Genomic DNA, 12,914 nt, shown 5'->3' on the forward strand with positions numbered 1-12,914 from the left:
ATCGGCCGACAATCCGGTCATGACCGCTGAAACGCAGGGGATCCGCATCCGGCACCGCGGGCGTGAACCGCGGGTTCATCCCACCGCCTATGTCGCCCCGACGGCCACGCTCGTCGGTGATGTCCGCGTGGGGCCGAGGGCGCGGGTGATGTACGGCGCGGTGCTCGACGCCGAGGGGTCCCGGATCGAGGTCGGGGAGGCGACCGTGATCTGCGAGAACGCGGTGCTGCGCGGGTCCGCCGTGGCTGGCGACCAGCCGGTGCTGGTGGGCGACCACGTCTTCGTGGGTCCGCATGCCACGCTGCTGGGCTGCGAGGTCGCCAGGTGCGTCTACGTGGCGACCTCGGCGACGGTCCTGCAGGGCGCACGGCTGGGCGCCGGCTCGGTTGCCGCGGTCGGCGCGCTCGTCCACGCGCGCACCGTCGTGCCGGACGAGTACTTCGTGCCGCCGCACACCGTGGCGCTCGACGAGCCGGTGCGGCTGCTGGCCCCCGGTGATCCGGGCCTGGCCGAGGCCGTCGCGCGGGTGGGCTTCGCGCAGGTCGCGTTCGGCGTCGACGCGGAGTGGACCGACCGGATCAACCGGTACGAGCACATCGCGGAGGTGCGCGTCGCCGAGTTCGGCACGCACGCGGACGACGAGGTGCTGAATCCCGGCTAGCCGCTCAGCGGTGTGTGTGGTGCGCCAGGCGGGTCAGCCAGTTTGTCCACAGTGGATGCGTTCGCGCGGCTGAGTTCCCCGGCGGGCCGGTGGCCGGGCCACCTCGAGCGTGCTGGCCCGGCCGCCGGATCCGCGTTGGATCGCCCTCGATCGTGTTCCCGAAGTCGCCGGGTCAGCCGGGTGCGCCGGTCAGCGCCGTCGGCTCGGTGACCTTCACCGGCTCGGGTCCGGCGCTGTGCCGGTCCGCCCAGTTCTCCAGCGCGGTCCGGCAGGCGTGGTCGAGGTGGTGCAGGCCGGACAGGTCCAGCTCGATCGGGCGGTCACGCGGGAGCGCCTCCAGGTCGTCGAGGATCTTCGGCAGGCGCAGGAAGGTCGCGTTGCCCGACAGGTGCACCTGGACCGGACCGGCGCCCTTGTCGACCACCTCCAGCTTGAGATGTGAGGCCTCCCAAGCGGTTTTGGCGACGGACAGGGCCAGGCCGATCAGCACGCCTTCGAACATGTTCACCGCGACGATCGCCACCGCGGTGACCACCAGGATCAGCGCCTCGCCCCGGTGCTCGCGCCACAGGGTGACGATCGAGCGCAGCGGGATCAGCTTCCAGCCCGCGTGGACGAGCAGGCCGGCGAGCGCGGGCAGCGGGATGAGCGCCAGCGTGCCGGGCAGCAGCGCGGCGAACAGCAGCAGCCACACCCCGTGCAGAACCCGGGAAGCCTTGGTTTTCGCGCCCGCCGCCACGTTGGCGGAGCTGCGCACGATGACCGCGGTCATCGGCAGCGCGCCCAGCAGCCCGCAGACGGTGTTGCCCGCGCCCTGCGCCACCAGCTCCTTGTTGTACTCGGTGCGGGGTCCATCGTGGAGCCGGTCCACGGCGGCCGCGCTGAACAGGCTTTCGGCCGAGGCGATCAACGCGAACGCCAGCACGGTGCCGAGCAGGCTCAGGTTCGCCAGCTCGCCGAAGGAGTCCAGGCCGGGCGGCTGGATGGCGCCGAGCAGCCCCTGCACCTCGACCGTGGCCACCGGCAGGCCGAGCACCAGCGTAACGACGGACGCCAGCCCGACCGCGGCGAGCGGGCCCGGCACGGCCTGGACCCGCTTCGGCATCCGCTTCCACAGCACCAGCACCGCGATGGTGCCCGCGCCGAGCGCGATCGAGGCGAGCGCCGTCGGGTTCCCGGCCACGTCGGCCACCGCCCCGGGCAGCCCGGCCAGCTTGCCGAGACCGGACGCCGGCGCGGTCAGCCCGGCGGCCGTGTAGAGCTGGCCCGCGATCAGCACCAGCCCGATGCCCGCCAGCATGCCTTCGACCACCGAAACCGAGATGGCCCGGAACCAGCGGCCCAGTTTCAGCGCGCCCATGACGAGCTGCAGCAGCCCGGCGGCCAGCACGATCACCCCGAGCGCGGGCAGGCCGAACTGGCGGACCGCCTCGAAGACCAGCACGGTCAGCCCGGCGGCCGGACCGGACACCTGCAGGCTGCTGCCGCGCATGAGACCGGTGACGATGCCGCCGACGATGCCGGTGATCAGGCCCAGTTCGGCCGGGACCCCGGAGGCGACGGCCACGCCGACGCACAGCGGAACGGCGACCAGGAACACCACCAGTGACGCGGTGAAGTCCTGTCGCAGATGGGGGAATTTCGTTCGAAGGTCCACAGTGGTCCTCACAGCGCCTGGAAGGTGTCGGAGTCGGGGTCGTGGGCCAGCACGGAACCGGTGTGCACTTCGTAGAACCAGCCGTGCAGCCGGACCTGCTCCGCCCGCAGGCGCCGGTCGATGCCCGGGTACGAGCGCAGCCGCAGCACCTGGGTCAGCACGTGGTTCTGCACCGCGGCGGCGACGGCCGGGTCCTCGCCCTCGCCCTCCGGGCGCGGCGTGGCGTGCGCGAGCCAGTCGCGCACGGCGGGCACGGCGGTCAGGTCGTCGCCGCGCACCAGTGCGCCGACGGCACCGCAGTGCGAATGACCGCAGACCACGATGTCGGAGACGCCGAGCACGTCCACCGCGTATTCGATGGTGGCCACCTCGCCGCTGGGGTGGCCGGAGGCGTACGGCGGCACGATGTTGCCCGCGGTGCGCAGTTCGAACAGTTCACCGGGCCGGGCACCGGTGATCAGGGCCGGGACGACCCGGGAATCGGAACAGGTGATGAACAGAACCTGCGGCGACTGCCCATCGGCCAGCCGGGCGAACTGTTCGGCCTGGTCCTGGCACGACTGCCGGAAGGAACGGGCGTGTTCGATCAGCGACTGCATTTTCGGGAATTCCTCCTGGCGCGCCAGTTCACGGCGCGTCGGTGTTGGATACGGAACTTCGTTCGGGCACAGCGGCGTGCCCCCACATCGGCGCCTTTGGCGGACGTGGCGGGGTGAGCGATCAGGTGCGGCGGTTCAGCGGCGGAAAACCTGGAGCACCGCGGCCGAATCGGCGGCCGAGGCACCGAGGTGCGGCGGCCGGGCGGCCGCGAGCACCGCCGTGTGCGGGCACTCGGCCAGCGGCGCGCGGGTGGACGGCGGCCGCGCGGCGGGCTGGGGCGCGAGGTCGGCGGGGGCGCGGTACCGGTCGCGGGTGCGCGGAAGACCGTTGGGGGAGACGGGATCGGGCGAGTCGCACACCGCCTGCTCCGGCTCGGGCTGCTCGGCGGCGGGCGCCACCGAGCTGAATCCGCCCACCGTCCCGGCTCCGCCGAGCGCGACCGGCGGAGTGCCCGGCGCGAGCGCGGGGACCAGAAACTGCAAGGTCAGCAGCCCGGCCAGCACCAGCAGCCGTAAGCTGTTCGCCCGCAGCACCATTCGCCCCCTTTCGGTGTGACAATGCCTCGATTTCCTGGCCGTTGGTCAATGTTAACAGGAGAAATGGATGCGGCCCCGTCTCCACAGTTAACACTGCGTGAAAGCCAGGAAAGCGAGTTCGACCGGCGACGCTGCCCGCTGACCACGGCCAGCTCCATGATCAACCAACCGGAGTGCGGGTAAATCTCCGGTAAAGCATCCAGAATGCGAGATGGCCGACCGTGGCATTAGCGGCCGCGCATGTTACCGGCGAACGGGAGGCGGCGAAAGGTTTTGTAAATACCGTTCACCCGAGCGGGGCTAACCGCCGGCGGCGGGCTGCCGGAGCGGGGCGCCGACCGCGTGCAGGTGGTGCAGCACCCAGGCGTAGGACCGGATGAGTCCACATTGGACGTATTCGATGCCGTGCCGGTCGCAGAAGTCGCGCACGATGGCACGGGCGCGCCGCAGGTTGGGGCGCGGCATGGTGGGGAACAGGTGGTGCTCGATCTGGTGGTTCAGGCCGCCGAGCAGGAAGTCCACCCACCGGCCGCCGGCGACGTTGCGGGAGGTGGTCACCTGCTTGCGCAGGAAGTCCAGCTTCTCGCCGCGGGCCGGCATCGGCATGCCCTTGTGGTTGGGGGCGAAGGCGCAGCCGAGGTACACGCCCATCAGGCCCTGGTGCACGGCGATGAACAGCACCGCCTTGAGCGGGGACAGCACCAGGAACACCGCGGTCAGGTAGCCGACGATGTGCGCGCCCAGCAGCACCGCCTCCGACCGGGCCGAAGCCACCTCGCGACGCAGCACGGCCTGGACGCTGGCGATGCGCAGCATCACCGCTTCGGTCAGCAGCAACGGGAAGAACAGGACCGCCTGGTGCTTGGCCACCCAGCGGAACACCCCGCGCTTGCGGCGGGCCTGGTCCTGGCTGAACGCGAGCGCGGGAATGTCGATGTCGGGGTCGTCGTCCTCGTGGTTCGGATTGGCGTGGTGCCGGTTGTGCTTGCCGACCCACCAGCGGTAGCTGATCCCGGTCAGGGCGCCGTGCGCGCGCCCGACCACGTCGTTGGTGCGCCGTGACCAGAAGATCTGGCGATGACCCGCGTCGTGGCCGACGAACGCGAACTGGACGAGCACCACGGCGAAGAACGCCGCGGTGAGCAGTTGCCACCAGGAGTCGCCGAGCAGCACGAACGCGAGCACGCCCGCCGCGAACAGCAGGAGGTTGGCGGTGATGCGAACCGCGTAGTACCCGTAGCGGCGCTCGAGCAGCCCGACGTGCTTGACCTGCCGGGACAGCTCCGCGAAATCGCTGGACTGGGCGGGGGAGACGCTGGATGTGGTCATGAGCCGATCCTGACGAACAGCGAACTTGCTTTCGTCCTTCGGCTACCCCGCGGTGCGCGGCCGGTAAACCCGAGGCGGGCGCCCAGCCGAAAAAAAGCCGGGGCCGGCACTCACGGTGCTTACCGTGGATGCCGGCCCCGGCCGGAAAGGTGGTGTCAGGCTCAGACGGCCTGGACGCGGGTGGCCTGCGGGCCCTTGGCGCCCTGGCCGACCTCGAACTCGACGCGCTGGTTCTCCTCGAGGCTGCGGAAGCCGCTGCCCTCGATCTCGGAGTAGTGCACGAACACGTCCGGTCCGTCCTCGCGGGCGATGAAGCCGAAGCCCTTCTCCGCGTTGAACCACTTGACAGTTCCCTGAGTCATTTTCGCTCCTTGACAGGGTTGGTACGGGCCCGCGCGCTGCGGCTGCCCCGGCCGGTGCTCGAGGCGACTGCCCGTTCCCTGGAGGAGAAAAGCGGTGACACACAAAACTACGACCACCTGCTACAACCAGGCCGTCCGCGAATCTATTCCCGGGTGCGCGAGGCGCCCTCGGACCGGGGTGTGCTTAGACTGGGTTCTAACAAAGGGGCCCTCTGGTGCACCAGCTCAGTCTTGGCGTGATCGCGCGTTCATGGAAAGAGAACGAACGGCGCTTGCCGATCCACCCGCACCACCTCGACCGGATCGACGCCGATCTCCGGAAGAACATCTACCTCGAGCACGGCTACGGCGAACCCTTCGGCGTGCCCGACGAGCGGCTCGCGGGCTCGGTCGCCGGGATGCGGACGCGTGCCCAGCTCATCGCCGAGTGCGACGTCGTCCTGCTGGCCAAGCCGCTGCGGGAGGACGTCGCCGAACTGCGGCCCGGCCAGGTGCTGTGGGGCTGGCCGCACTGCGTGCAGGATGCCGGGCTGACCCAGCTGGCCATCGACCGGCGGCTGACCGTGATCGCCTTCGAGGCGATGAACCACTGGCGGAGCGACGGCTCGTTCGGCCTGCACGTGTTCCACAAGAACAACGAACTGGCCGGTTACTGCTCGGTGCTGCACGCCCTGCAGCTGATCGGCTCGACCGGAGACTACGGCCGCCGCCTGCGGGCGGTGGTGATCGGCTTCGGCGCGACGGCGCGCGGCTCGGTGACCGCGCTCAACGCCCACGGGATCCACGACGTGGAGGTCCTCACGGCTCGTGGACTGAGCGCGGTCGCCTCGCCGATCCACTCCGCGACGATGGTGCATTTCGACCACGACACGAACAACCCCGGTGACCCCCGCCGGAGCCACGCGCACACCGAGCGCGGCCGCGTTCCGCTGGCGGGGTTCCTCGCCGAGCACGACGTGGTCGTCAACTGCGTGCTGCAGGACACCGGCGCGCCGCTGACCTTCCTGATCGAGGAAGATCTCGCCGCGTTCGCGCCCGGCAGCCTCATCGTGGACGTCTCCTGTGACGAGGGCATGGGCTTCAGCTGGGCGCGGCCGACGACGTTCACCGAGCCCGCCTTCGGAGTCGGCGACCGCCTCACCTACTACGCCGTCGACCACAGCCCGTCCTACCTGTGGAACTCGGCGACGTGGGAGATCAGCCAGGCCCTGCTGCCGCACCTGCGATCGGTCCTGTCCGGGCGCGTGGCCTGGGACGACAGCGAAACCGTCCGGCGGGCGGTGGAGATCCGGGACGGCACGGTCCAGAACCCCGCCATCCTGGCCTTCCAGCACCGCGCACCGGAATACCCGCACGCGCCGGCGCGCTGACCGGCGCCGATGTGCTCTTGACGGCGGTCGCGCCGGACTCTAGGTTACCGGACATCAGACATGGGACGTCCCATGTCGGATCTCTCCCGAGTCCCTCAACGAGGAGGCGGAACCCGGTGCGACCGCGTTCAAGACTTGCCGCGTCCCTGCTCACCGCCGCGGCGCTGTGCCTGCCGCTCGCGCCCCAGGCTTCGGCCGCCCCGGCGCCCGCCGCCGGGTGCACGTCGTCGGTGCCGTTCGTTTCGGGCACGGAGGGTTACCACACCTTCCGCATCCCGGCGATCGTGCGCACGGCCACCGGTTCCCTGCTCGCCTTCGCCGAAGGCCGCCGCGAATCGGCGGGTGACTCCGGCGCGATCGAGGTGGTGTCGCGGACCTCGGCCGACGGCGGGTGCACCTGGGGTCCGCTGGCCGTGGTGTCCGCCAACGGCAACGCCACCGCGGGCAACCCCGTCCCGGTGCTGACCCGCCGCGGCGAGCTGGTGCTGCTCACCACGCGCAACGGCCGGGTGTCCGAAGACGAGATCATGGCCGGGAAGGTGTCCGAAGCGGACACCCGGCGGGTATTTGTCCAGCGCAGCAAGGACAACGGCCGGACATGGACCGAGGCCACCGATATCACCGCAGCCACTAAGCAGCCCGGCTGGCGCTGGTACGCCACCGGTCCCGGGCACGCTATCGTGCTGCGGCACGGTCCGCACGCGGGCCGGATCGTGGTGCCCGCCAACCATTCCAGCTCCCCGCCCGCCGGCTCGCCGGACGTCGGCACGGAGGACAAGTACTACGGCGGCCACGACCTCTACAGCGACGACGACGGGCACACCTGGCACATCGGCTTTGTCGACGGCCGCACCGACGGGGTGATCGCGCCCAACGAGACCACCGTGGCCGAACTCCAGGACGGCAGGCTCTACTTTTCCAGCCGCAACCAGGGTTCCGCGCCGGAACACCGGCTGGGCGCGTACAGCGCGGACGGCGGACGGACCCTCACCGCGCCCTACCAGGTCGAGGAAAGCCTGAGCGGGCCGGTGGTCCAGGGCAGCGTGCTGCGCACGACCGTGCCGGGAGTCCTGGTGTTCTCCGGCCCGGCCGACCCCGCCAAGCGGCGGCTGATGCAACTCCGGATCAGCCTCGACGGCGGCCGCGAATGGCGCCCGGGACTCACCGTGACCACCGGCCCCGCCGCCTACTCGGACCTGGTGCAGGCGGACCCCCTCACGGTCGGCCTGCTCTACGAAACCGGCGTGTCCGGGTCCTACGAAACCCTGACGTTCCAGCGAATCCCGCTGTGGCGCGTCGCGGGCTGACGCCTGGTCAGGGCACGGCGACCGGCTTCGCCAGAACCCGGTCCAGGACGTCGGTGAGGAAGCGCGCCGCGTCCGGGACCGGGTTCGTGGCGCGCAGGGCGACGATGGCGTCCGGTCGCACGAGCAGAGCGCCTTCGTCGGGCAGCCACGGGGCGGAGACCCGGTGTGCGGGCAGGCCGACCTCCGCCGCGGCGGTCAGCCACGAGTCGCCCGCGGGACCTGCCAGCAGGGTCCAGCGTGACGCGACAAGGTCCAGTGTGGACACACCATCGACCCAGGCGTGGGGCACCCGCGAACCGGGCGAACCGTCCAGTACCGTCGCCAGGTCCATTGTGGACGGCAGTTCCGGCTGCGGATCGACGATGGCGGCCGAGTCGTAACGCTGCCCGAGGTGCACGACCGGCGACGCCCACACGCCAGCCGCCACCCTCGCCGCGTCGGCCTCGGGGCCGCGTCCCCAGTGCAAGGCCGGGTCGGCTCGCCTGCGCATCGCCTGGTCCATCGTCGCCGCGGCGACCGGTTCGCGTTCCTGCGCATAGGTGTCGAGCAGTTCCGGACCCGCTTCACCGTGGTGCACGGCGGCCAGTTTCCACGCCAGGTTGTGCGCGTCGGCGACCCCGGTGTTGAGGCCGAACGCGCCCATCGGTGAGATGGCGTGCGCGGCGTCGCCGACGAGGAACACGCGGCCGACGGCGAAGCGGTCCGCCAGCACGCTCCGTGGCCGCCACGGGAGCACGCTGCGGATTTCGACGTCCAGCCCGGGATCGCCGACCGCCGCCCGGACGACCGCGGTGCAGCGCTCCGGTGTGAAGTCCTCCGGGCGCTCGCCCCCGTCGAGGTCGCATTCGACGTGGAAGACCCAGTCCGTCTGACCGTCCACAGTGGCCAGCAGGCCGCGTGCCGCCGGATGGGTGATCGTGCACATGCCGAACGACCTGCCCCGCAGGTGGGGCCGGAGGTCGGCGCGGAACAGGATGTTGATCATCGACTTGCCCAGGTCGCCCGCCCCGGAGGTGCCCACGCCGAGCTTGGTTCGCACGGTGCTGTGCGTGCCGTCCGCGGCGACCACGTGGGCGCAGCGCAGCGAGTAGCGGCCGCCGGGCCCGTCCAGTTCGACGTCCACGCCGTCCGCGTCCTGCGTGATGCCGGTCAGCCGCGTCGACCAGCGCAGATCCACGCCGCGCCTGGCCAGGTCGGCCGCCACCACGGCGTCGACGCGGTCCTGCGCGCAGACACCGCGCAGCCTGAACGGCGTCGTGTCCAGTTCGCCGGCGGGCGGCTCCGCCATGGGCACGGCCTTCACCTCACCCGCGCCCATCTCGACGACCGTCCGCGCCACCGCCTTGCCCGCGGCACCACGGAGGTCGACCGCGGCGGCGTCGACGGCGTCGTCGAGCCCGAGTTCGCGGAGCACTTCGACGGTGCGCGGCGCGATGCCGGTGGCACGCGGGTGGACCGACGGCCCGGACCGGCGTTCGACCAGCGCCGCGGGCACGCCGTGGTGGGTGAGCAGCGCCGTGGTGAGCAGGCCGACGGTGCCGCCGCCCACCACCAGCACTTCTGGATACACTGTTTCCGTCATGGATACACCGTAGCCAGAAGGTAGGATGCCGGTCAACGAGGAAAGGAAGCGCCCATGACCGAATCCGCTCCGGCGTCGGTGTGGACCCGGCCCCGCCCCGAACCGCGCCGCCGCGCGCCGGGCGTGGAGCAGTACGTGGCCGCCGCACTGGCCATCGCCGACGCGGAAGGCCTTGGCGCGGTGTCGATGCGCCGGGTCGCCGGCGACCTCGGTTCGGGGACGGCCAGCCTCTACCGCTACATCGCCAACCGCGACGAGCTGGTGGACCTGATGATCGACGCCGCGCAGGGCGAGGATCCGCTTCCCGAGCCGACGCACGACTGGCGCGTGGATCTCGCCGCGGTCGCGCACGCGCTGCGCGCGACCTTGCTGCGGCACCCGTGGCTGGCCGGTGAGATGGCGGGCAGGCCGTCGCTCGGCCCCAACGCGTTGCGGCGATCCGAATCCGCGTTGCGCGCCGCCGCCGCGCTCACGCCCGACATCACCCTGGCCGGGCTGGCACTCGGGGCCGTGCGTTCCTACGTGCTGGGCGCGGTGGCCGGTCAGCAGGCCGCGCGGCGGGCCGAGCAGCGCAGCGGGCTGACCGAGGAGCAGTGGCAGCGCAGCGTCGGCCCGTACATCAGCGAAATCATCGCCGCGGGTGAGCACCCGATGCTGGCCCGCCGCGTGCTCGAAGGCGAGGAAGTCGACCCCGACGAAGAGTTCGCGTTCGGCCTGGACTGCGTGCTCGACGGCCTCGCGGCCCGCCTGGGTGCCTAGGGCCGACGGCTTTCGAAGAGGGCCCGGACGGCGGGTTCGTCGCCTTCGATGTCGGCGAGGCCCGGGACGTCGTCGAGCGTGAGCGCACCCGCTGCCAGCCCGAGCACGATCGCGGCGTCGGCGCGCACGACGGCGTCGAGTTCGCGGTCGTCCCGCGGGCCGATTTCGATGCCAGAGCGCGTGGTCCGCACCTGGAGCAGCTGGCCGTCGACCTCGATGCCCACCGTCGCCGCCTTGCGCGCCTTGCCGGTGAGCAGCGCCCGCAAGGCGACGACGAGCCATTCGGTGCGGAAGCGGTCGTCACCCGGACCGCGCACCATGAGCGGCGTGGACCAGCGGACCAGGCCTTCGATCGGCTCCCGCAGCTCGGCGCCCCACGGGGTGAGCGCGTACACGATGGCGTTGCCGTCCTCCGCCAGCCGCCGTTCGACCACGCCCGCGGCTTCGAGGTCGCGGAGCCGGTCGGAAAGCAGGTTGGTGGCGACGCCGGGCAGCCCGTCGAGCAGTTCGCGGTAACGGGCGGGCGCGATCAGCAGCTGGCGCACGATGAGCAGGTTCCACCGGTCGCCCACCACGTCGAGCGCGCGGGCGAGGCCGCAGTACTGGCGGTAGCTTCGGCTCATCCGTCCACTTTACAATCTCAAGTGCGATGGACGGCAGGGTCGGGCAGCACCGTGGTGGAGCGGATGTGCTCGTAGACGATCGAGGTCCGCACGTCGGCGACTTCGGGCTTCTCGGTCAGCCGGTCGATCACGAAGGCGTAGAGGTGGTCGTTGTCCGGCACGGCGACGTGGAGCAGGAAGTCCTCGCTGCCGCTGGTGACGAACACGCCGAGCACCTCGGGCAGGCCGGCCGCCCATTCGCGGAACCCCTCGATGTTGGCCCGCGTCGGCGGGCGCACCCGGACCGCGACCAGTGCCTGCACCGGGCGCCCGATCTTGGCCAGGTCCAGTTCGAGGCGCGCGCCGGTGATCACCCCGCGTTCGCGCAGTGAGCGCATGCGGTCCAGCGAGGTCGTCGGCGCGACGCCGACCGCGGCGGCCACGTCGCGATTGGTGCGTCGTGCATCGTGCTGCAACTCCCGCAGGATCGCCGTATCAAGTTCGTCCAGATCAGACATGTGCCCAGTGTAGCCGTATTAAATACGGATATCTGAAACAGAGTCGAGTTTGTGCATATAGTCCAGCGCAGAACCCGAACAAGATACGCAACCTAGGACGCTTGAATGACCGGATCGTCCTTCGGCTTCGCCCCCGGCGAGACCGCCCCCGCAGTCACCGCACCGCCCGTCGCCGGCGGGTCGCGCTACCCGGCCACCGGGCCGCTCGCGGTCCTCGTCGCGGCTGCCCTGTGGGGCACCGTCGGCCCCGCCCAGGTCCTCGCCGCCCCGGCCGCGGACCCCGGCGCGCTCGGCGTCGCGCGCCTGCTCGCCGGCGGGCTCGTGCTGGCCCTGCTCTGCCCGCGGCCCGCGGCGTGGCGCCAGGTCCTGCGCCGCGGTGTGCTGGGCTGGGTGCTGGTGGCGGGGCTGGCCACCGGGATCTACCAGATCACCTTCATGCACGCGGTCGACCAGCTCGGCGCGGCGCTGGGCACCGCCATCGCGCTCGGCGTGGCGCCGATGACCACGGGACTCTGCGCGCGGTGGTGGACCCGCGAACGGTTCACCGCGGGCTGGGTGATCGGCACGCTCGCCGCGGTCGCCGGCTGCGCCGTCCTGCTCAACCCGTGGGGCACGGCGCACGTCAGCCTCACCGGGGTCGGGGTGGCACTGGTCTCCGGCAGTTGCTACGGCGTCTACACCGTTGCGGCGAAGCGCTTTCTGCAGGCAGGCGTCCCCGTCCTGCCCGCGACGACCAGCACCCTGCTCGTCGCCGGAATCGCGCTTTCACCGCTGCTCGTGCTGCACTCCGGCCACCTCACCGAACCGAATTCGCTGTGCCTGATCGCCTGGACCGCACTGGCGGGCACCACCGCCGCCTACGCCGCCTTCGCCTACGGCCTCCACCGCACGAGCGCACCGACCGCCGGGACGCTGAGCCTCGCGGAACCTTTGCTGGCCGCGGCACTCGGCATTCTGGTGCTCCGCGAACAGCTGTCGATGTCCGCGGTGGCCGGCTGCCTGATCCTGGTGGCGGGCCTGGCCACGGTGACCGCGTTCGACGCGGTACGCCACCGCGCCGCCCGGAAACCAGCCGGTCTCCGCCGCTGACCCGCGCCGGGAAGCTCAGCCCTGGCCGCGCACCGGGACCAGCTTGGCGACGGCCGTCCCGGCCAGGAAGATGCCGAACCCGTAGATCGCGTGCGTGCGCAGGCTCCGCCAGCGCACCAGCGCGGGATCCGGGGTTTTGGCCGCGGCGACGCCGAGCCCGAACGCCGGCTGCATGATGAACCACGGCGCCGCGGTGGTGGCCACCCCGGTCAGCAGGGCGGGCAGCAGGGTCGGCCGCCGGACCCAGGTCGGGTGGGCCGCGACCAGCGCGGCGGCGAAGGCGGTACCGATGGTGTAGTGGGCGGCCCAGCCGAGTTCGCGTTCGTGCGGCACCGGTTCGGCGGCGCGGATGTTCTCGTGCCGCACCTTTCCCGACCGCAGGTGGCCGATCCACCGCCCCAGCAGGCGGTAGTCCAGCGGCTCCACGCCGGTGGTGCGGCGGACGACCTCACCACCGGCGTCCATGACGGCGGTGGCGCCGATCCCGGTGACCGCGGCGCGGGCGAGTTTCGGCAGCAGCTTGGACATCGCACTCCTTGGGG

The 12,914-nt window shown here is 71.5% G+C and carries 14 protein-coding genes; 5 read left to right on the forward strand and 9 right to left on the reverse strand.

The window, feature by feature from the left end:
* The first annotated feature begins 19 nt into the window (after positions 1–19).
* Positions 20–661, forward strand: coding sequence for a gamma carbonic anhydrase family protein (locus A4R43_RS01530; RefSeq protein ID WP_113690619.1), 642 nt, complete (start codon positions 20–22; stop codon positions 659–661).
* Between the two features lie 172 nt (positions 662–833).
* Here A4R43_RS01530 and A4R43_RS01535 read toward each other — a convergent pair whose 3' ends face one another.
* From A4R43_RS01535 to A4R43_RS01555, 5 genes are all read right to left on the reverse strand, one after another.
* Complete coding sequence (locus tag A4R43_RS01535) at positions 834–2,318, reverse strand: SulP family inorganic anion transporter (RefSeq protein WP_236808702.1); 1,485 nt, start codon at positions 2,316–2,318, stop codon at positions 834–836.
* Positions 2,319–2,326: 8 nt separating this feature from the next.
* A complete protein-coding gene (locus A4R43_RS01540; protein ID WP_113690621.1) occupies positions 2,327–2,917 on the reverse strand; it encodes a carbonic anhydrase in 591 nt (196 codons plus the stop codon).
* A 135-nt stretch (positions 2,918–3,052) separates the two neighbouring features.
* Positions 3,053–3,454 (reverse strand): hypothetical protein, encoded by a 402-nt coding sequence (locus tag A4R43_RS01545; RefSeq protein WP_113690622.1) that lies wholly within the window; start codon positions 3,452–3,454, stop codon positions 3,053–3,055.
* Positions 3,455–3,754: 300 nt separating this feature from the next.
* Entirely contained in the window at positions 3,755–4,783 is a 1,029-nt protein-coding gene (locus A4R43_RS01550; RefSeq protein ID WP_113690623.1) for a fatty acid desaturase family protein, read from the reverse strand.
* Positions 4,784–4,944: 161 nt separating this feature from the next.
* Positions 4,945–5,145, reverse strand: a complete 201-nt coding sequence (locus A4R43_RS01555) for a cold-shock protein (protein ID WP_113690624.1) — start codon at positions 5,143–5,145, stop codon at positions 4,945–4,947.
* A 272-nt stretch (positions 5,146–5,417) separates the two neighbouring features.
* Between A4R43_RS01555 and A4R43_RS01560 the strand changes: the two genes are divergently transcribed.
* On the forward strand, positions 5,418–6,515 hold the full coding sequence (locus A4R43_RS01560; protein ID WP_236808703.1) for a N(5)-(carboxyethyl)ornithine synthase: 1,098 nt from the start codon (positions 5,418–5,420) through the stop codon (positions 6,513–6,515).
* A 116-nt stretch (positions 6,516–6,631) separates the two neighbouring features.
* Positions 6,632–7,822 carry a sialidase family protein gene (locus A4R43_RS01565; protein WP_113690626.1) on the forward strand — a complete coding sequence of 397 codons (1,191 nt, stop codon included), beginning with the start codon at positions 6,632–6,634 and terminating at the stop codon, positions 7,820–7,822.
* A 7-nt stretch (positions 7,823–7,829) separates the two neighbouring features.
* Here the strand turns inward: A4R43_RS01565 and A4R43_RS01570 are convergent, their stop codons facing one another.
* The gene (locus tag A4R43_RS01570; protein ID WP_113690627.1) at positions 7,830–9,404 is read right to left on the reverse strand and encodes an FAD-dependent monooxygenase; all 1,575 of its coding nucleotides are present in this window, start codon (positions 9,402–9,404) and stop codon (positions 7,830–7,832) included.
* 54 nt (positions 9,405–9,458) lie between these two features.
* Between A4R43_RS01570 and A4R43_RS01575 the strand changes: the two genes are divergently transcribed.
* Positions 9,459–10,163 carry a TetR/AcrR family transcriptional regulator C-terminal domain-containing protein gene (locus A4R43_RS01575; protein WP_236808704.1) on the forward strand — a complete coding sequence of 235 codons (705 nt, stop codon included), beginning with the start codon at positions 9,459–9,461 and terminating at the stop codon, positions 10,161–10,163.
* Here the strand turns inward: A4R43_RS01575 and A4R43_RS01580 are convergent.
* Both A4R43_RS01580 and A4R43_RS01585 read right to left on the reverse strand, forming a co-directional pair.
* Complete coding sequence (locus tag A4R43_RS01580; protein WP_113690628.1) at positions 10,160–10,786, reverse strand: winged helix-turn-helix transcriptional regulator; 627 nt, start codon at positions 10,784–10,786, stop codon at positions 10,160–10,162. The two genes, A4R43_RS01575 and A4R43_RS01580, sit on opposite strands and share 4 nt — an antisense overlap.
* A gap of 17 nt (positions 10,787–10,803) precedes the next feature.
* Positions 10,804–11,283 carry an Lrp/AsnC family transcriptional regulator gene (locus A4R43_RS01585; RefSeq protein ID WP_113690629.1) on the reverse strand — a complete coding sequence of 160 codons (480 nt, stop codon included), beginning with the start codon at positions 11,281–11,283 and terminating at the stop codon, positions 10,804–10,806.
* Between the two features lie 105 nt (positions 11,284–11,388).
* On the opposite strand from A4R43_RS01585, the gene A4R43_RS01590 reads away from it, so the two are divergent.
* Positions 11,389–12,372 carry a DMT family transporter gene (locus A4R43_RS01590; protein ID WP_113690630.1) on the forward strand — a complete coding sequence of 328 codons (984 nt, stop codon included), beginning with the start codon at positions 11,389–11,391 and terminating at the stop codon, positions 12,370–12,372.
* Between the two features lie 15 nt (positions 12,373–12,387).
* Here A4R43_RS01590 and A4R43_RS01595 read toward each other — a convergent pair whose 3' ends face one another.
* Complete coding sequence (locus A4R43_RS01595) at positions 12,388–12,900, reverse strand: DUF2938 family protein (RefSeq protein WP_113690631.1); 513 nt, start codon at positions 12,898–12,900, stop codon at positions 12,388–12,390.
* Between the last annotated feature and the right edge of the window lie 14 nt (positions 12,901–12,914).

Origin of the sequence: Amycolatopsis albispora, from assembly GCF_003312875.1 — a bacterium.
GTDB classification, from domain to species: Bacteria; Actinomycetota; Actinomycetes; order Mycobacteriales; family Pseudonocardiaceae; genus Amycolatopsis; species Amycolatopsis albispora.

Excerpts from the sequence above, each read along its gene's own strand:
- A4R43_RS01530 (WP_113690619.1), top strand. The coding sequence starts at position 20 with ATGACCGCTGAAACGCAGGGGATCCGCATCCGGCACCGCGGGCGTGAA.
- A4R43_RS01540 (WP_113690621.1), bottom strand. The coding sequence starts at position 2,917 with ATGCAGTCGCTGATCGAACACGCCCGTTCCTTCCGGCAGTCGTGCCAG.
- A4R43_RS01545 (WP_113690622.1), bottom strand. The coding sequence starts at position 3,454 with ATGGTGCTGCGGGCGAACAGCTTACGGCTGCTGGTGCTGGCCGGGCTG.
- A4R43_RS01550 (WP_113690623.1), bottom strand. The coding sequence starts at position 4,783 with ATGACCACATCCAGCGTCTCCCCCGCCCAGTCCAGCGATTTCGCGGAG.
- A4R43_RS01555 (WP_113690624.1), bottom strand. The coding sequence starts at position 5,145 with ATGACTCAGGGAACTGTCAAGTGGTTCAACGCGGAGAAGGGCTTCGGC.
- A4R43_RS01570 (WP_113690627.1), bottom strand. The coding sequence starts at position 9,404 with ATGACGGAAACAGTGTATCCAGAAGTGCTGGTGGTGGGCGGCGGCACC.
- A4R43_RS01575 (WP_236808704.1), top strand. The coding sequence starts at position 9,459 with ATGACCGAATCCGCTCCGGCGTCGGTGTGGACCCGGCCCCGCCCCGAA.
- A4R43_RS01580 (WP_113690628.1), bottom strand. The coding sequence starts at position 10,786 with ATGAGCCGAAGCTACCGCCAGTACTGCGGCCTCGCCCGCGCGCTCGAC.
- A4R43_RS01585 (WP_113690629.1), bottom strand. The coding sequence starts at position 11,283 with ATGTCTGATCTGGACGAACTTGATACGGCGATCCTGCGGGAGTTGCAG.
- A4R43_RS01590 (WP_113690630.1), top strand. The coding sequence starts at position 11,389 with ATGACCGGATCGTCCTTCGGCTTCGCCCCCGGCGAGACCGCCCCCGCA.
- A4R43_RS01595 (WP_113690631.1), bottom strand. The coding sequence starts at position 12,900 with ATGTCCAAGCTGCTGCCGAAACTCGCCCGCGCCGCGGTCACCGGGATC.